16 protein-coding genes are annotated in these 19,341 nt (G+C 34.5%); 8 read left to right on the top strand and 8 right to left on the bottom strand.

The genetic code is table 11. From position 1 onward, the window contains the following. Window position 1: 1 nt before the first annotated feature. From OZP11_RS17035 to OZP11_RS17015, 5 genes are read right to left on the bottom strand one after another with little or no spacing between them, the layout of a single operon-like run. A complete protein-coding gene (locus OZP11_RS17035; protein WP_281231750.1) occupies window positions 2–232 on the bottom strand; it encodes a hypothetical protein in 231 nt (76 codons plus the stop codon). Further along, complete coding sequence (locus tag OZP11_RS17030; protein WP_281231749.1) at window positions 232–1,035, bottom strand: energy transducer TonB; 804 nt, start codon at window positions 1,033–1,035, stop codon at window positions 232–234. The genes OZP11_RS17035 and OZP11_RS17030 overlap by 1 nt, the downstream gene beginning before the upstream one ends. A 37-nt stretch (window positions 1,036–1,072) precedes the next feature. Then, entirely contained in the window at window positions 1,073–1,630 is a 558-nt protein-coding gene (locus OZP11_RS17025) for an ExbD/TolR family protein (protein WP_281231748.1), read from the bottom strand. Window positions 1,631–1,649: 19 nt separating this feature from the next. Then, a complete protein-coding gene (locus tag OZP11_RS17020) occupies window positions 1,650–2,276 on the bottom strand; it encodes an ExbD/TolR family protein (protein WP_281231747.1) in 627 nt (208 codons plus the stop codon). Between the two features lie 42 nt (window positions 2,277–2,318). Next, the gene (locus OZP11_RS17015) at window positions 2,319–3,143 is read right to left on the bottom strand and encodes a MotA/TolQ/ExbB proton channel family protein (protein WP_281231746.1); all 825 of its coding nucleotides are present in this window, start codon (window positions 3,141–3,143) and stop codon (window positions 2,319–2,321) included. A 379-nt stretch (window positions 3,144–3,522) separates the two neighbouring features. On the opposite strand from OZP11_RS17015, the gene OZP11_RS17010 reads away from it, so the two are divergent. After that, window positions 3,523–5,040 carry a helicase HerA-like domain-containing protein gene (locus tag OZP11_RS17010; RefSeq protein WP_281231745.1) on the top strand — a complete coding sequence of 506 codons (1,518 nt, stop codon included), beginning with the start codon at window positions 3,523–3,525 and terminating at the stop codon, window positions 5,038–5,040. Between the two features lie 72 nt (window positions 5,041–5,112). Here the strand turns inward: OZP11_RS17010 and OZP11_RS17005 are convergent, their stop codons facing one another. Then, a complete protein-coding gene (locus tag OZP11_RS17005; protein ID WP_281231744.1) occupies window positions 5,113–6,453 on the bottom strand; it encodes an FAD-dependent oxidoreductase in 1,341 nt (446 codons plus the stop codon). A gap of 229 nt (window positions 6,454–6,682) precedes the next feature. On the opposite strand from OZP11_RS17005, the gene OZP11_RS17000 reads away from it, so the two are divergent. The 5 genes from OZP11_RS17000 (at window position 6,683) to OZP11_RS16980 (ending at window position 12,340) form a co-directional block, all read left to right on the top strand. Continuing rightward, window positions 6,683–7,276: a GNAT family N-acetyltransferase gene (locus tag OZP11_RS17000; RefSeq protein ID WP_281231743.1), complete on the top strand. Its 594-nt coding sequence runs from the start codon at window positions 6,683–6,685 to the stop codon at window positions 7,274–7,276. Between the two features lie 74 nt (window positions 7,277–7,350). Continuing rightward, the gene (locus OZP11_RS16995) at window positions 7,351–8,157 is read left to right on the top strand and encodes a helix-turn-helix domain-containing protein (RefSeq protein ID WP_281231742.1); all 807 of its coding nucleotides are present in this window, start codon (window positions 7,351–7,353) and stop codon (window positions 8,155–8,157) included. 271 nt (window positions 8,158–8,428) lie between these two features. Next, a complete protein-coding gene (locus tag OZP11_RS16990) occupies window positions 8,429–9,937 on the top strand; it encodes a serine hydrolase domain-containing protein (RefSeq protein ID WP_281231741.1) in 1,509 nt (502 codons plus the stop codon). Window positions 9,938–10,289: 352 nt separating this feature from the next. After that, window positions 10,290–11,750, top strand: a complete 1,461-nt coding sequence (locus OZP11_RS16985; RefSeq protein ID WP_281231740.1) for a serine hydrolase — start codon at window positions 10,290–10,292, stop codon at window positions 11,748–11,750. 149 nt (window positions 11,751–11,899) lie between these two features. Next, window positions 11,900–12,340, top strand: coding sequence for a hypothetical protein (locus OZP11_RS16980; RefSeq protein ID WP_281231739.1), 441 nt, complete (start codon window positions 11,900–11,902; stop codon window positions 12,338–12,340). Between the two features lie 126 nt (window positions 12,341–12,466). Here OZP11_RS16980 and OZP11_RS16975 read toward each other — a convergent pair whose 3' ends face one another. Further along, complete coding sequence (locus tag OZP11_RS16975) at window positions 12,467–14,857, bottom strand: penicillin acylase family protein (protein ID WP_281231738.1); 2,391 nt, start codon at window positions 14,855–14,857, stop codon at window positions 12,467–12,469. 117 nt (window positions 14,858–14,974) lie between these two features. Between OZP11_RS16975 and OZP11_RS16970 the strand changes: the two genes are divergently transcribed. Together OZP11_RS16970 and OZP11_RS16965 are read left to right on the top strand one after the other, a co-directional pair. Next, window positions 14,975–16,531 (top strand): hypothetical protein, encoded by a 1,557-nt coding sequence (locus tag OZP11_RS16970; RefSeq protein ID WP_281231737.1) that lies wholly within the window; start codon window positions 14,975–14,977, stop codon window positions 16,529–16,531. Between the two features lie 200 nt (window positions 16,532–16,731). Continuing rightward, the gene (locus OZP11_RS16965; RefSeq protein ID WP_281231736.1) at window positions 16,732–18,543 is read left to right on the top strand and encodes a hypothetical protein; all 1,812 of its coding nucleotides are present in this window, start codon (window positions 16,732–16,734) and stop codon (window positions 18,541–18,543) included. Between the two features lie 58 nt (window positions 18,544–18,601). On the opposite strand, the gene OZP11_RS16960 is transcribed toward OZP11_RS16965, so the two are convergent. After that, window positions 18,602–19,039 carry a YMGG-like glycine zipper-containing protein gene (locus OZP11_RS16960; protein WP_281231735.1) on the bottom strand — a complete coding sequence of 146 codons (438 nt, stop codon included), beginning with the start codon at window positions 19,037–19,039 and terminating at the stop codon, window positions 18,602–18,604. Between the last annotated feature and the right edge of the window lie 302 nt (window positions 19,040–19,341).

Here is a 19,341-nt window from a genome sequence, read left to right as displayed (position 1 = left end):
ATTATTCTGTATTTGAATTCATTAATCTTAAAAAACGGATTGCAGAGTAAACAATCAGTAGTCCGCCAAAAGCATATCTGTATTTTGGCTCCATATCCAAAGGAAGTTTTTCCCAAAACATGATCATTAAACCCAGTACAAGATATATTAAAAAAAACAGTATTCCTAAAACAAGAAGAAATCGCTCTTTGAGCGATTTCTTCTGAATATTATTAAGTCTATCTTTTAACATTATTCTGCAGATTGAATAGTAATAGGTAAAGAGTAAAGTACTCTCACTTTTTTACCATTTTGCTCGCCAGGAGTCCATTTTGGACATTTTTTAAGAACACGAATTGCTTCTGCTCCTGTACCGTAACCGATATCCCTTAAAACTTTAATGTCGGTTAATGAACCGTCTTTTTCAACTACAAACGTAACGTAAACTTTACCTTTTAAACCTTCTTCTTCAGGAGTTTTATAGTTATTTCCTACGAATTTGTAGAATTTATCCATACCTCCAGGGAAATCAGGTTTTACCTCGATACCAGCTGTGTTATATACACTGTTATCTTCTTCTACAACCTGAGAAACCGGTCCTTTACCTACTGGTTCGTCTACAGTTAAAACTGCATTCGGATCTCCTTTAATTGTTTCAGAACCTACTTTTTTATCTTTAAGTTCCTCAATTTTTGGAGGATCTTCGGTAACTTCATTCGCCTTAGCAACAACCGGCTTTACGAATTTCACCTGATCCACTTTTGGTGGCGGCGGTGGTGGCGGCGGTTGATTAGGTTTTATATCCTCTTTTGGTTTAGGAGGTAATTTTACCGTTGCGATCTTAATATCTTTATTCTCTTCTTCTGTACTAGATTCTGGCAAATAGCTCGCAATAAGAGGAGCTGCAATAGCGAAACTAAAGAAGATAGAACCCAGTACAAGTGCTTTTACTGTAGTTTTACCGTTTGATTTTCTCAGCTCGTATGCGCCATATATCTTATTACGTCCTTCGAATACGATATCAAGCCACTGATTTTTTATAATATCTAATTTCATAATTCTTGATTATTAGGATGTTAAAACAAGACAGATCTTATTTTTTATCTATCAATTTAGTCTCCTCTGGTGTAAACTCAGGAACAATCGCATAAGTATCTACTCCAGTAATTGCCATTTCATCCAACATATCAACTAAATTGCGGTAAGTTGATTTTTTAGTTGGTTTGATAATAACAATGATCCCGTTTTTAGGTTTCCCTAAACCTGCAGAGTATTCTAAAACTGTTTTCTTTCTTTTTAGCAACTCTCTGCGAATCCCATCTTTACCATAAGCGATATCTTTAGGTCCTGCAATAGGAGACTCTAACAATCCCATGTAATAAGTCAATTTATTATTTTCCCCTAACATTACTGTCATAGTACGATTTTCATCAACTTTTACTGGTTTATCTTTTGTTTCATCTGGACTCTTATCTGGCAATGACAAATCCATCGATTGAGGTTTTGACAACGATGTGGTCAACATGAAGAAGGTAATCAATAAGAATGCCAAATCCACCATAGCCGTTAAATCGACTTTTGAACTTTGCTTTTTGCTTCTTACTTTGCCGCCTTTCCCGCCGCCACCGTCGCCGGTATTTAATTCAGCCATTTTACTGTATCTTTTTTAATTAAAAGTCTTTTCCTCTCATTCCAGTAACCAGGTTAAAGGAATTGATTTTCTGATCTTGCAAGATATCCATAATTCTTTTGATTTGTGGATATTCTTCTTTCGCGTCTCCTTTAATTGCAATCTGCAATTCTTTATCATCAAGGTCGATTGTAGCTCTTCTTGAAATTAAAAGCCATTCTTTCAACTGATTGTCTACAGAATCAAATGGAATTCCAGGTTGTTCTGCTTTAGTTCTGTCAGCCGATTTCATATCGATGATTTGCTTTAAACTTGTAATTGGCACACCGAAGTCATCCATTAAAGCAAATTTTTCTTTGTCCTGATCTGAAAAAGTTACACCGAATTTTGCTCCCATTCCTTCAAGAGTCTTTTTACGGATTTCTCTTCCTTTGATATCAAAAAACACCTTGGTTTTCCCGTCTTTTCCTTTACCTATTGTAATAATTGCCAAATCTGAATCTGGTAATTTACTTTGTACAGTAGATGAAGGCATATCCACAGGAAGCGCTTCAGGTACTTTAGCAGTAGCGGTCAAGATAAAGAACGTAAGCAAAAGGAACGCAACATCACACATCGCAGTCATGTCTGTCGATGTTGACTTCTTTTTCATTTTTATTTTAGCCATTATCTTTTATTTTGTTCTGATATTTAAAATATCAAAAATTAATTATTGTCTTAAACTTCCTCTGAATTTTCTGTAAGTATTCACGATTGTAGTACCAGCCTCATCGATAGAGTAAGTTAAATCGTCAATTTTAGCAGTAAAGAAGTTGTAAGAGATGATAGCTAATACAGATGTAGAGATACCTGTTGCTGTGTTGATAAGTGCCTCAGAGATACCTGTTGCAAGAGCAGCCTGGTCAGGAGTACCAGCAGAAGCTAACGCACCAAACGCTTTAATCATACCAGATACAGTTCCTAATAATCCTCCTAATGTACCTAAAGATACTAAAGTAGAGATGATAGTCATGTTTTTCTCTAACATTGGCATTTCTAATGAAGTTGCCTCTTCAATTTCTTTGTGGATTACTTCAGAAGCTTCTTCGCTGTTGAATCCTTCTTTTTTAACGTCTTGGTATTTAATTAAAGCAGATTTAATTGCGTTTGCAACTGAACCTTGTTGTTTGTCACATGAAGCGATAGCAGCCTCGATGTTTCCTTCTTTAATACTTGCCTGAACGCTAGCCATGAATTTATCTAAGTTAGCTTTACCAGCAGCTTTACCAATAACGATAAATCTTTCAATAGAAAAAACAACAACCATTAAAAACATACCTAATAATGCCGGTACAATGAAACCTCCTTTGTATACCATACCTAATGTATTGATCGGGTGACCTGTCTCAGGATTTCCACCCTCAAAGTTAGCAGGAGAACCCATAACAAATTTCCAGATTATCACCCCAACTACGATACACGCTACGATTATGATTCCTGTAATCATCCCTCCTCCATTTGAAGTGCTTTCTTTTTTAACTTTAACGTTTGCCATTTTTTTTAATTTTAATAGTTTTAAATAATTTTTATTTTTTAGTTATATTTAACTTGTAGGGTAGCAAATTTATACGTTTAGTTTAAATAAAAAAACTTTTTTTAATTTTATTGAAGGAAATTTAACGTCAATTTAAAAAATATCTCATTAATTTGCTGACCTCATATTTTTAATAAAACAAAAATCAAGGCTAATAATAAAAAAATTACAACGTTTTAGACATAATTCAATTAATCTTTTGAAATCTTCTTAAAAAGCTGCGAATTTTTTTTTTATGTTATTTTCAATCAAAAAGGGCATTTTCCTACTAAAAAAAATATACTTAAATTGTTAAAAACTCAAGCAAAACTCTTATAATCATCTAAATTACAAATAAAACATGAATAAAAAAGAGAATTTCATTCAAGAAATAAATAACGGTTATTCTGCAAAAGGAGACTCTATAATACTGGGAGGTGCTATTTTAGACGGCGAAGCAATTGCAGAAGCGCATGTAAAAATTCCGTTGAAAACACTGAATCGACATGGTCTTATTGCCGGAGCCACCGGAACCGGGAAAACAAAAACTATTCAGGTTTTTTCAGAACAGTTATCCAATGCCGGTATTCCTGTTTTGATGATGGACATCAAAGGTGATTTCAGCGGTATTGCAAAAGAAGGTAAAGAAGAAGGCTTTATTACAGAGCGTCATGCTAAAATTAATATTCCCTATAATGTAAGTGCTTTTCCGGTTGAATTAATGTCTCTGTCTAAACAAAACGGAGTCCGCCTGCGCGCTACTGTTTCTGAGTTTGGTCCTGTTTTATTCTCAAGGATTTTAGATTTAAACGATACTCAGGCCGGTGTGGCAGCAGTTATCTTTAAATATTGCGATGACAACCAAATGCCGCTGCTGGATTTAAAAGATATAAAAAAGGTAATCAACTATATTACTGAAGAAGGTAAAGAAGAAATCACAGCGAATTACGGAAAAATATCAACGGCAACTACCGGAACGATCTTAAGAAAGATAATTGAGCTTGAACAACAGGGCGGTGATTTGTTTTTTGGCGAATTGTCTTTTGAAACCGATGATTTGATGCGAATTGATGAAAACGGGAAAGGCTATATAAACATCATCCGCTTGACTGATATTCAGGATAAGCCTAAATTATTCTCGACTTTCATGTTAAGTCTTCTGGCAGAAATTTACCAGAAAATGCCTGAAAAAGGAGATGCTGAACAGCCGGAATTAGTAATATTTATTGATGAAGCGCATTTAATTTTTAATGAAGCAAGCAAAGCTTTACTGGAACAAATTGAAACTATTGTAAAATTAATCCGTTCGAAAGGTGTCGGGGTGTATTTTGTAACGCAGAACCCAATGGATGTTCCAAGCGGTGTTCTGGCTCAGTTAGGACTAAAGATTCAACATGCGCTTAGAGCTTTTACTGCAAATGACCGTCAGGCTATCAAGAAAACAGCTGATAATTACCCAACTTCGCAATATTATAAAACAGATGAATTACTAACAAGTTTAGGAATTGGAGAGGCTTTGGTTACTGCTCTTAACGAAAAAGGTATTCCTACTCCGTTAGTTGCTGCAATGATGCGTGCACCGCAAAGCCGTATGGATATTTTATCTGTTTCTGAGATAGATGAAATAAACAGCAAATCAAAACTGGTTAAGAAATACGCTGAAGAAATTGATCGCGAAAGTGCCTTCGAAATTCTAAACAAAAAAATAGCTGATGCTGCTGAAGCCGCTTCTCAACAGGAACAACAAGCTCCGGCAAGATCTTCAAAATCTGAGTCAAGTACTACAGAAGTAGTTACGAAATCTGTTTTGAAAGTCGTTACAAGTGCTACTTTTATAAGAGGTGTTTTTGGCGTTTTATCCAAAATACTAAAGAAATAATACGATCAAAAATCAATTACAATATCAATGTCAATTTTAAAATTGATTTTTGATATTGTAATTGACATTGATTTATTTTTGCAGTAATTCCAGAATTTTATTTTCTACTTCGACTGTATTCCAGATATTTTCGATATTGTCAAGTTTCAAAACTTCTTCCATAATGGCGTTTTGATAATCTCCAATTGCCAAAGCCTCTGCATACGGGCGGTCGCTGAAGGTTACACGACTGTAAAGCGGAATCCATTTGTCCGGATGTTTATCTGAGAAGACCTTTTCTATTTTCTTTTGCAGCAAGAATTTTTCGTCTGCCGTTTTGGTGCTCATTTCAAGGAAATTTCGATACGAAAGCTCCGCAATAGCATCTGCATTTGGCTTTCTTGAAATTTGATATTCAGAAAAGACTTTTTTCCAGTCGTCTTGGTACTTTTCAATCATTTCATTCAAAACTGTGATATCTTCAAAACCGGCATTCATACCTTGTCCGTAAAATGGAACAATAGCATGACAAGCGTCTCCTATTAAAGCAATTTTGTCTTCAAATGTCCAAGGAAAACATTTCATCGTTACCAGTGTACTTGTTGGATTTTTGAAGAAATCATTTGCCAGTTCGGGAATAACTTCGATTGAATCCGGGAAGTTTTTTTCGAAGAAATCTTCAACCATTTTTCGGTCTGTCAGAGATTCAAACGAATTTTCTCCTTCAAACGGCATAAATAAGGTACAGGTAAAACTGCCGTCCAGATTTGGAAGAGCAATTAACATGTACTCTCCCCGCGGCCAGATATGAAATGAATTTTTATCTAATTTATGTGTTCCGTCTGTATTAGCCGGAATATTTAATTCTTTATACCCCATGTTTAAAAATTCCTGCGAATAATTAAACATACTCTGACGCTGCATTCGGTGACGGATTCTTGAAAAAGCGCCATCGGCACCAAAAACCATATCGTATTTTCTTTCTTCCCACTCACCTCTTTCGCTTTCCCCTATATGTAAGGTTGCATCGCTTAAGGTAACGTCCCAGATTTTTTGTTCAAAGTAAAACTCGGCGCCGGCATTTTCGGCAAGGTCGATCATTTTTCTGTTGAGTTTTCCTCTGGAAATCGAATAGATGGATTCGCCTTCCTGACCGTAATTTTGAAAATTCAGTTTATCAACCAAATGAATAGCGCGTTTGTCCATAGGGATTGCGATCTCACGAACCGAATCGCCGACACCTACAGCATCCAGTGCTTTCCAGCCGCGATTAGACATCGCCAGGTTAATAGAGCGACCAGAGAAATTTATTTTTCGAATATCTGGACTGCGATCGTAAACATGAACGATGTGTCCAGCTTTTTTAAGATAAATTGCCAGCAGCGATCCTACAAGTCCAGAACCAACAACAGCAATTTTTAGTGAAGTTTGCATCAAGGAAAATCTAATATTGGATCGTAAAAATAAATAATAAATATAGATAAGCCTTAAAATAAATAAATTATTTACGCCTCTAAATTCACAGTACGCCTTTAATTCGTGTTAATTTCATTCAATTCAGTTTTTTAAAAATATAACAAATTGTTATTTTTATTGATTTATTTAGAAATTTTAAACAATTACTTTCGCTTAAACTTTTACAGAAAATTATATTAGAAAATTCATGAACAGCGAAATTTTACGATCAGACATTATTTTAGAAAACGAAAAAGTGCTTTTAGTTCCATTTGAAAATGAGAGAAACGCTGAGCTTAAAGATATTATTTTTGATGACGAAATCTGGAAATATATGGGAATGTATGTTCGCAGTGATCAGGATTTTCAAAATTACATTCAAAGCACCTTAAAACAAAAAGCAGACGGAATTTGTTATCCGTTCCTTATTATAGATAAAACGACCAACAGAATTGCAGGAAGCACACGTTACGGTTATTTAAATCATGCAAGCCAAAAATGCGAAATTGGCTGGACCTGGTACGGAAAGGATTTTCAGGGAACAGGCCTAAATAAAGCCTGCAAATTTGAATTACTGAATTTTGGTTTTGAAAATATTGAGTTTAGAAGAATACAATTCAGTGCCGATCTTGAAAATTTAAGATCTCAAAAGGCTATAGAAAAACTGGGTGCTCTAAAAGAAGGTATTTTTAGAAATAACTACGCAGACTCTGATGGAAAAAGCAAAGATGATGTTTATTTCAGTATTATTTTAGAAGAATGGCAGGATACAAAACAAGATTATTTTAGAGAGTTTCTTTAAATATTCTGATAATAGAAAAAATCTTAATTTAGCCCTTGATTTAAGATTATAAAAACTATTCAGCCCGTTTAAAAATGCAGTTGTATTCAGAACATTATGTAAGCGAAAAATCCGAAAGGTTCGTCAATAAAATCTGGTGTCTGGATAACAGCATGAGCGAAAGTCTGATTGAGAATAAATTAGTTCTGCCTAATGGCTGCTTTAATCTTGCCATTGTATGTGGTAACTCTATTGAAGTTCATACCAGTAAAAAGAAATTCGAGATGAGCGAAGGTATTTATTTCTGTTCGCAAATGACAAACAAAGTTCTGGTTAACATACAACCCAAAACGAAAATTACGATTATTCAGTTTCATACCTGGACACTTTCGATGTTCCCTAAATACGATTTAAGCAATTTTACAGATTCGATTATTAAAATTAATCCGGCAGAATTACCTTTTAAAATTCAAATTGGTTCTGAAATTCAAACCTTATTAGATACTATAAATATCTTTTTTGAAGAATTGTCTGCTTTAGATCCTGATAAAAACGTAATTGAAAAAATCTGCGAAATAGTTAAAAATAACGAAGAAGAAATTTCGGTTTCAGAAATCAGCCGCGATTTAAAAGTATCACAGCGATTACTTCAAATTAGATTTAAAACCTCAGTTGGATTAACAATTAAAAAGTATATCCAGATTATGAAATTCCGAAAATCGGTTGATCAAATGGTACATTCTGATTTAGAAAAATTAAAACTGACCGACATTGCGCTTTATAACAAATATTTTGATCAGTCGCATTTTATACGAAAGTTTAAGGATGTTACCAAAACAACTCCAAAAATGTTTGATCCGGAGTCGTATTTTCTTTCTCATAAGAGGGATGGTAAATTGTGAGTTGTAAATTGTGAGTTGTTTGACTGACTAAATACCATACGATTAATTATCTCAGGTCACCTCTTATCTTCTTATATCTTGTTTCTTATATCTTGTTTCTTATATCTTGTTTCTTATATCTTGTTTCTTATATCTTGTTTCTTATATCTTGTTTCTTATATCTTGTTTCTTATATCTTATCTCTTAACTTTTGCTCCACTATTTCGCATTTGTACAATTTTGGAAGTTTTGATTGATGTATTATTGCAGAATCAATCATCATCAATCACAAATGAAAATCAATCATTTTTATTTTCAATTAAAAACTATTTTAATTGGAGTGTTACTTTTTCAAATCCAATTTGGATTTTCACAGGAGGCTAAAACTTCAGCATTGTACAAAACCATTATGTCCAGAGACAGTCTTCTTTTCAATATTGGTTTTAATACCTGCGATATAAAACAATTCAAAAATCTTTATACCGAAGATTTTGAGTTTTATCATGACAAAGACAGCGTTTCGGATAAAGCACGGTTTCTAAAAACGCTTACAAGCGGCATTTGTTCTCCTAACAGAAAATACAATTACCGCAGGGAATTAGTTGACGGCGGCACCGAAATTTATCCTTTATACAAAAACGGTGTTTTATATGGCGCGATACAAATGGGAGTGCATCGGTTTTATGAGAGTTCAGCCGGAAATGTTGAACAGGCTGGAAGTTTTGCCAAGTTCACACATCTTTGGCTTTTAAAAAATAAAGACTGGAAACTGGCCCGATCGCTTAGCTATAATCATCAAATGACGAGTTCTGCAGCCGGAAAATCAAATCTTTTTGACAATGATGATGAAACCGAAAAATGGCTCACGGAAAACAATGTTCCGGCTTTGGGAATTGGAATTATTACTGATGGAAAACTGAAACAGGTAAAAGTTTTTGGCGAAATTAAAAAAGGAATTGCCGCTCCTTACAATACGATTTGGAATGTGGCTTCGCTTACCAAACCCATAACTGCAATTACGGCTTTAAAATTAGTAAGCGCAGGAAAATGGGATTTGGACGAACCGTTATATAAGTATTGGACGGATCCTGATATTGCAAAAGATCCGTATTTAAAATTACTAACAACAAGAATTGTTTTAAGTCATCAAACCGGTTTCCCGAACTGGAGATCTTTTAACGAGTCTAAAAAACTGGATTTTAAATTCAAGCCCGGAACTCAATACCAATATTCAGGAGAAGGATTTGAATATTTGAGAAAAGCATTGGAGAAAAAATTCCACAAAACGCTGGATCAATTGGTTTCTGAATTTGTTTTTGAACCTTTAAAAATGAACGATTCGCAATTAATCTGGAATGACAAAATCGATCTTTCGCGTTATGCAGTCGGCTATGATAACAAAGGAAATCCGTATGAGCCAACAAAAAACAAAACGGTAAATGCTGCCGATGATTTATTGACTACTATTGAAGATTACGGTAGATTTTTATGCAGTGTTATGAACAGCGACGGCTTAAGCAAAAAAGTTTTCGACGAAATGGTTTCGCATCAGACCCCCACCAAAAAAAACAAATATTTTGGTTTAGGTTTCGAAATCTACGATTTAGGCAATGACCATTATGCTGTATCTCACGGCGGTGCAGACAAAGGGGTTCAGACGATTTTTATATTACTGCCCAAAACCAAACAAGGTCTTTTAATTTTTACTAATGTTGACGACGGTTATAAGGTTTATGAAAATATAGTGGTGCGTTATCTGGGAGAAAATGGACAAAAAATAGTCGATATAGAAACGAAGTAGAACCTTAATTCTAGATTAGGATGATAAAACTGTTTATTCTTATTCTGCTGCTTTTAAGCAAAATCATATAAATTAAAAACGAATTCATTAGTTAGAGAGCATAAACTCTTGCAGCTTCTTTTGGGTTTATACTCGAATTCGTTGTGGTTAAAAATAAAATGAAAAAAATTGAGTAATCTTGAAACCAAATGATAAATCAATCGTCTAACATTTTATGAACATCAATTTATTTGAAGTAAAAAAAATCGTATTTTCGACTTATATTACTGAATATCTTCTTGTTGCATAGTTTCAATCATCAATCAAAAAACGTTCATTTTATTAATCTTAACCCCCATAATTGTTAATTATTATGAAGAAGTCAATCAAACTCATTACCCTTTTTGCAATTATGCAGTTTTTTACATTAACTGCTTCTGCACAAGACAAAGCGCAGCAAATCGAACAGCTCTTGAGCAAATACAACGAATACGGACAATTTAACGGCGCTGCTCTGGTTGCCGAAAACGGAAAAGTTATTTTTAAAAAGGGATTTGGTTCTGCCAATATGGAGTGGAATATTCCGAACCAGCCGGATACTAAATTCAGACTGGGTTCTATCAGTAAACAATTTACGGCGCTGTTAATTGTAAAACTGACCGAAGAAGGAAAAATAAAACTCGATGTCCCTATAACTGCTTATCTGCCGGATTATCCAAAAGAAACGGGAAACAAAATTACGATACATCATTTACTGACGCATACATCCGGAATTCCAAACTATACCAGCGCGCCTAATTTTATGAAAGAAAAAGCACGTGATCCGTATTCTCCTGCCGATTTTGTAAAAACATTCTGGAACCTGCCTCTTGAATTTACACCTGGTGAAAAATTTTCTTATTGTAATTCCGGTTATTTTTTACTGGGTTATATTATCGAAAAAACTACGGGCAAAACCTACGAACAATATTTACAGGAAATTATTTTTACACCTTTAAAAATGGTCAATTCCGGTTATGATCACAGCGATGTTATTCTAAAAAACAGAGCGGCCGGTTACGAAAAACAAGGTAAAAAGATCGTTAATGCGGCGTATCTGGATATGAGTATTCCGTATGCAGCCGGATCTTTATATTCTACGGTTGAAGATTTATACTTGTGGGATCAGGCATTGTACACCAACAAACTGCTTTCAGAAAAATCAATGGAGTCTTTATTTAAACCTTACATTAAAGCCGGTGGTGCTTCGTATGGTTACGGATGGTTTGTGGATGAATTTGATAAAGGAGATAAGGAGAAATTAATAATGGTTGGACACGGAGGCGGTATTAATGGTTTTAATACTATAATTTCGCGCATCTTGACCGATAAAAATCTGGTTGTTTTACTGAATAATACCGGAGGAACGGTTTTAGGTGAAATGACAGATGCCATACAGGCTATTTTATACAATAAACCATTTGAACAGCCTAAAAAATCTCTGGCTTTTGACTTATTAGATATTTATGCCGCAAAAGGTGTTACCGCCGGCAGCGAAGCTTACAAAAAACTAAAGAACGATCCAAATTATGCTGTTAAAGAAGGTGACATGAACCGCGTTGGTTATCAGCTGCTTCAGGATGGAAAAAAGAAAGAGGCTATAGAAATTTTTAAAATCAATGTCGAAACTTTTCCAAAATCCGGTAATGTGTATGACAGTCTGGGCGAAGCTTATTTAGCCGATGGAAATAAAAAACTCGCTATAGCCAATTATTCAAAATCTGTTGAACTTGATCCTTCAAACGAAAATGGTAAAAAGATTTTAGAAGAAATCTTAAAAAAGGGCGCTAAATAATTTCTAAGACATTACAATACAGACTCCGACAGAACAGCTTTAAAACTGGACTATCGGAGTTTTTTTTTGTTACAACTTGTAACATTAAAATTGAAAGATTTAGCATAAAAAAATAGTATTTTAGCCTTTCCCAAATAACAAATTAACCTATGAAAAATCTAAAAAACTACGGTTTTCTGACTGCATTATTATGCGTTTTTATTTCTTCAAAATCATTTTCGCAAAATGCTCCGGCAATGCCTTCACAGCAAAATAAAATTACTATTGACCGAATTGTAGAAGCAGCGCATTATAAAGCGTATGTTGTTGATTTTTGTCAGGAAAAAATAAAAGAAGCTTCTGCCAAAGAAAAATGGAATACTCAAAAAGCTGCGGAAATTACAGAAAGTATTAACTATAAAAATTTCAGGGATGCGATCTATAACAGCTTTGTCGTTTTTGACGAAGTCGAGCTGGATATTCTATTAAAAGCCTACGAAAAAGATCCTGCGTATCAAACCAATAATGTTATGACGAATAATAAGGTGCTTATTAATAATCTGAACATTTTCGCGAATGATATTGTAAAAGGAAAGTATCTTTCTAAGTAAGGTTCTGAGGCGCTAAGGTTCTAAGATGCTGAGATTCTAAGTTTTCAAATCTTGATAAACCTGAAACATGAAACATGAAACTTAAAACATGAAACCTAAAACCTTGAAACAAAATAAAAACAAAAACTACTTTTTCGGTTTAAAAATAAGCTTAGTAGAAGTTTTTACAATTTCCTCTTTATTCAGTTTCATTTTTCTAAATTTTCCTGCGTTGTACATTTCCGCCTGATCGTGATAGTGTTTACTGAATGGATTTCCGGATTGTCCGGTTGGTAAAATGCTCCAGCTGTTTTCTATGTCAGAGAAATCGACAATTCTTCTGGTAGAAGGGCCGCCTTTTACATAGTACTTTCCTTCATTGGTTAAACCAAAGAATAAATTATTTATCACTTCATTTGATCCCGGCGATTCAAACGGGCCAACATTGAATAAACCTCGAAGTGCCGCTATTTTTCCAAGCGGATGTTCGTGTTCAACGGTATGTACTTTCCCCCATTTCCAATCGGCAATTTTGGCTCCTAATTGTTCTTTAAGGGCCAAAACGGCATCATGAAAGGATTTTGAAACAATATCTTCTCTGGTTTCTTTTACGTTTTTGGTTTTGATATTGTCCCACCAAACCGAATTTTCATTTTTAATCTGATTGGCAATAACCTGTTTTCCCAGGGAAATTCCCAAAAACAAATTAAAATTATCCTCGCCCATTTCATCTTCAAATGTATTTTTTAGATATAAATAAATCCATTTGTTGTAAATCGTTGGGGCAATATCATCAAGATTGGTTGATCCTTTCCACGATTTTAAAACCGAAATAGCTTCTTTTTCATCAGCAGAGATTGAATTTAAATCAATGTTTACGATTAAATCCTTTACTACGCCAACCGCAACATTCGAAGTATTGTCGTAAATCATTTTACTGATAGCTTCTTTATCCCAATCTGATTTAGCATCCATTAAACCCGAAATTCTCTTAGCACGATCTTCAGGCAGATAATATCCCGGATATAAATAACCATTGTCAATTGCTTCCGGCTGATTATTTGCCGAATACACATATCCCCATTCCGGATTCTCAGCCGATGGATTTTTCTCAAAATCCAGATATTCTGCAATGTCTTCTTTTCCGGTTGAACCGTCCAAAATTAAATGCGGATTTACTCCTTTCTTGTGTTTGTACAATTTACCACTCGCCCACCAGCCCACATTTCCTTTCGCATCACCGTACATTACATTTAGTCCCGGCGCTGCAATTAAAGCAACTGCTTTTTTAAAATCTTCTTTATTTTTTGCGTGCGAAAGTCCGTAAGCCGCATCCAGAATCAGGATAGGTTCTCTTGTATACGTCCACGACATCGCAATTGGATTTTTCTTATCCAGGCGCTCCAAAAGATCGTTCATAACCGGACCATGGCGGCTTGATTTTATAGTCAGGACAACATCTGAAGTATCTTTAACTTTGATTGTTTTTTTGCTGATTTCGTATTTTGCAAAACCATCCGGAGTCTTGTATTGATTCGCATCTCCCTCTTTATTTTTTTCCTGATAAAAATCGATATCATCATTTTCAAACATCGTTAAACCATAGGCATAATCGCGGTTGTACGCCAGTAACGGAAACGGGGTTCCAGCCAGATAACAGCCATATAATTCATGCTCCGGTGTTACCAAATGTGCTTCGTACCAGGTTGCCGGCTGGGAAAATCCAATATGCGGATCATTGGCAAAAATTACTTTTCCGGTTTTGGTTTTATTTGGTCCTGCCACCCAGCTGTTACTTCCAACAAATGGAGGAACAGGTGATTTATCCAGTAAAGCCGCTACTGATTTTGAAATAGCAGCATATTCCTCGGTATTCTTTTTTGAAATTTTTATTTGTGTGGTATTGAATTCGCCTTCAATTCCTAAATCTTTCAAATAAGCTGCGCCAAACCTGTTTTTAATATCAGTTAGTAAAGGGTCTGTTTTTTGAGCCATCGCAAAACTAAAAGACATATATCCAAAGATATTGTAAACGTCTTTTATTGTGAATTTTTCTTTTTTAACGCCAACTAAGGTAAATTCAACAGGAGTTACGCCTTCTTCTAAATATTGATTAATTCCATCCAGATAAGCCTGAGTTAATTGATAACCCGGACTATTTTTATCCAGTTTGGCAATGGCTTTCGCCGATGCATCTTCAATACCAATTCCTGCAAAAAACATATCATTTTTAAGCGCGACCGATCCAAAGATTTCAGATAAACGTCCCGGCGCAATCCTGCGGAGCAATTCCATCTGCCATAATCTTTCCTGCGCGTGAACATAACCCAAAGCTGTCATAGCATCTTTTTCAGAATCGGCATAAATGTGCGGTACTCCAAAATCATCAAAATAAACGGTGGTTTCTTTCTGAAGGTTTTTCAATTGTACTTCGCCGTCATATTTGGGTTTCAAATGAAAAATATATCCACATAAAGCTATTCCAAGTACAACAATCAGGAGTATTAAAACGAGTAGAATCTTTTTTAATTTTTTCATATTTCGAAACGCGTATAAAGTATGATGTTTTATAATGATATAAGGAAATTGCAGAATAATGTAATAGTATTCTTTTTTTAAAAGTCTAAATTTATGTATTTAAAATTAATACTATAAATGTCAATCTATAAAAAAATAGCGATCGGAGTAATTTCTCTCTTAGTTTTAGTGATTTTGGCAAATGTCGGGCTGAATTACTGGATCAAAAAACAGCTTCCGATTATTATACACGAAAAAAACAAAACCTCTTATAATATTAATTATGAAAAAATCGAAGTCTCGCTTTTTTCCCGAAATATTTATGCCCAGACTTTATTAGTAAGTCCGAAAAACGAACCTAAAGACAGTAAAAACGGGCTTTTCACCAAAATTGAATCCATTACTATAAAGCATTTCAATATCTGGGATCTGGCTTTCCGAGATATTATTCAGGCCGAAAGTATCATCATTAATAAACCCCGTGTTATTTTATACAAAAAAGGCGAGAAACTTATTAATAACAGCAAAAGCATCAAAAACGAAATTGTCGATCCGTTTCGTAAAATCATTGCCGTGTCAAATATTTACCTAAACGACGGAACGGTAGATGTAGTTTCTTTAGATTCTCAAAAACCCATTTTAAGTGTTAAAAAAATTCTTTTAAAACTGGAAGGAATTTTAATTACCGATGCCACTTTAAAAGAAAAAATTCCCCTTCAATATAAAACGTATGCTCTGGTCTGCGATAGTTTATTTTACAGACCAAGTGCTTTTTACAATATTACAATTGGCAAAATCAGCACCGAAAAAAACTTTTTAAAGATTAATAATTTCGCCAATCTGCCTCAGTTTAACCGACGTGAGTTTACAAAACGACTTGAAAAAGAAAAGGATATTTATACCTTGAAATTTGATTCGGCTCAGGTTGCAAAAATGGACTGGGGTTTTAAAAATGACCGCTTTTATTTTAAGGCAAATTCATTGGTCATCAATCATTTTGATGCTAATATTTATCGCGGCAAAATGCCAAAAGATGATTTAAGCAAAAAATATCTGTATAATCATTTACTGCGAAATCTGAAATTTCCGCTGCAGATTGACACCCTGCAGGTCTTGAAATCGAAACTGGTGTATGAAGAAGAAATTGATTTTTCGAAAGGTCCGGGAGTTTTAAATTTCGACAAATTCAATTTGCAGGCAACCAATCTTCGAAGCGGTTTTGGACTGAAGAAAACAGCCGACGTAAAAATAAAAGTTAAATGTATCTTCATGAAAGCTTCGCCGCTAGATGTAGACTGGAGTTTTAATGTTCTGGATAAAAAAGACAGTTTTCATATTCAGGGTGTAATTTCAAATTTTGATGTAGGCGCCATGACAAGGTTCAGTAAACCGTATATGAATGCAACTTTTACAGGGACTTTTCATAAATACCGATTCAATTTTTACGGAAATGATAATGTTTCCAAAGGAAATGCCTCTCTGGATTATGATGATCTAAAAGTCAAATTATACAAAAAGAAAAAACCTGAAAAAGAAGCCAAACTTAAAAGTGCAGTCGTAAATTTACTTGTTAAAGACGACTCAAAAGACCAAACCAAAACAGCCGATGTTGAACTGGAAAGAATTCAGGAAAAGTCATTTTACAACTTTTTATGGCGCAGCATTGCCGAGTCTTTGAAAAAGATTTTGATCTAAACAACTTTTTTCCTGCCACGAATTACACAAATTGACACAAATTTTTATTCAAATTCTCTAAAAAAGGCAAATTCGAGAAAATTGGCGTAATTCGCGGCTGTATTTTTACACTATTCTCAATCCCTTTTAAACCTGACAATTATCAGGTTTTGCACAAAAATATTTTTTTTCATTTGTCTTTATTTTAATCTGAAAAACAAATGACAAAAACACCCTTACACACTTTTCATATTCCGGTAATGGGGCTTGCCTATACGATAGACAGTCCGATAAGAGTGGCACAGTACGGTATTTCGTCTGTTGTTGCCCTTGCAGATGATGACTTGATTGAGAAGATGCGTAATTTTTACAGCACTAAGTTCAACATTCCGTACGAAGAAATCACTCAGAAATTTCATGATTATCGTGCCGAAAGAATTACTTCTTACTTAAATTTAGTCGATAAAATCGTAAAAGAAAAATTCGAAAATTTTAAAACTGAATTAGCAGAAAGTAAAACAGCATTAGAAAATTTCATGACGATGCTGCCTAATACTTCTGACATTAAAAAAGGGTTCCAGAATTTATTAGATGACGGAATTGCTTTTAAAGAAAACATCCGGCATTATATTGAATCGCATCTTAATCCTGGAGAAATTGATGTGAATATCATGACGAAACTGGATAAGGATAATTTTATCAAAAACGAACAGCTTCCAATTGAATTTAACGATGCGCATGCCGCTTTAAGAGGTTTTGCTAACAGTAACCTGGAATCGTCTGTCGTGCTTTCTGCCGGAATGAATCCGAGATTGTTCGGCTACTTCGAAAACTTCAAAGACTTTTTTCCAAATGAAAATAACGAACTGAAAAAGAAAATCATCTTAAAAGTGAGTGATTTCAGATCAGCCATGATTCAGGGAAATTTCCTTGCTAAAAAAGGGCTATGGGTTTCAGAATACCGAATCGAATCGGGATTAAACTGCGGCGGTCACGCATTTGCTACTGACGGGCTTTTATTAGGCACTATTTTAGAAGAATTCAAGCAGAAAAAAGAACAACTGGTACAATCGGCACATGACTTAATGATTAAGGCCTTACAAGCGAAAAATCACTATTTCCCCGAAAACCCTTTAGATTTAAAAATTACGGTTCAGGGTGGTGTTGGAACCGCTGAGGAACATGAGTTTTTACTGGACGAATATAAAGTTGATGCTGTTGGCTGGGGTTCGCCTTTTTTATTGGTTCCTGAGGCAACTTCTGTAGATAAGGAAACCCGAAATTTATTGATGAAGGCCAAAGAAGATGATTTCTATTTAAGTAATATTTCTCCTTTGGGTGTTCCGTTTAATACTTTAAAAGGTACAACCAACGAGTTTTTAAAACAAAAACGTATCGAGGAAAATAAAGCAGGAAGTTCATGCCCGAAAAAATTCTTAGCCTTAAGCAAAGAGTATGATCCTCATGGAATCTGTACAGCTTCAAAAAAATATCAGGATATAAAACTGGAAGAACTGGAAAGTAAAAAAGATTCTATATCTGCGGAAGAATTTGAAAAGACCAAAATCAAAATCACTGAGAAATCTTGTTTATGCGTTGGTCTTGCAAATGCTTCTTATCTGGAAAACGATATCAAAATAAAAGGCCAGGCACAAGGCGTTGTAATTTGCCCGGGACCAAATTTGGCTTATTTTGATCAGGAAGTTTCATTAAAAGATATGATTCAGCATATTTATCATGGAAAATCGGTTTTAAGAACTAATGATCGTCCAAATCTATTTGTAAAGGAATTGAAAATGTATGTCGATTATTTCAGAAATGAAATCGAAACCATCTCTGGTGAAGTTACTGCGAATCAGCTTAAAAAATGGAATTCTTTTAAAGCTAATATTTTAGAAGGAATTGAATATTATCAAAATCTGTTCTCTTCTAGTTTTTATTTTAAGAATGAAGCTGAAAGAATTAAAAAACAATTCAATTTTTACAAAGCAGAGTTAAATGCAATTCAGATTCCAACACTGGAATTAGTATAAAACAAAACGCCGGTTTAAAATTTAAACCGGCGTTCTTTTTATTTATAGAATTTCAAATCTATTCTTTTTTCTTTTTACTGTCGATAACAGCTCCTGTTCCGGTTCCTAATGCCGCTCCGGCCAAACCGCCAATTACAGCACCTTCACCTTTTCTTTTACTGACAATTGCTCCAGTTGCAGCACCTACTCCGGCACCAATTACGGCTCCTTTAGCTGTTGCACTCCAGCCTTTCTTTTTTGTCGTTGTTGTAGTAGTTGTTGCAGTACTATTTCCATTTGCAGGCTGCTGTACTACGACTACTTTTTGAGATTCAACTTTCTGCTCTTCTTTTATTTTCGCCATTTCAGTCTTCATTGAATCGATAACTCGCTGTTTGTTAATCTCAACTTTCATTGAATCAATGCTGGCTTGTTTGGCTTTATTGATATCTTCTTTACTTTGATTTTGACAAGAAGTTAAAAGTATCGCTGCTAATAAAACATATAAGCCTTTCATGATCGTGGTTTTTAAAATTATACACTACAAAATACGGAATATCTGTTATTTTGTTTATTACAGAATTTTTTTGAAAGTTTATAAAATTAAAATCTTTTCAGGTTTTGTTTCACCCGGATTTTGGAGATGGAACAGATTTTTTTATTTTTCTATTTTCGCAGAGGTACAAAAAAGGCTTTAGCCCAAACGATGCGTTTGGGCTAAAGCCTTTTTAATACACTCTAAAGCTCCTCCAGCAAGCTGGAAGCAATTAATATTCCAGCATTAATAGTTTTGCAAATCTGCTTAATCTTTTTAAATCT

This window comes from Flavobacterium gelatinilyticum (assembly GCF_027111295.1).
Classification (GTDB): Bacteria; Bacteroidota; Bacteroidia; order Flavobacteriales; family Flavobacteriaceae; genus Flavobacterium; species Flavobacterium gelatinilyticum.
Note: the sequence above shows the minus strand (reverse complement) of the source record. Positions and strands in the feature narration are given on the sequence as shown.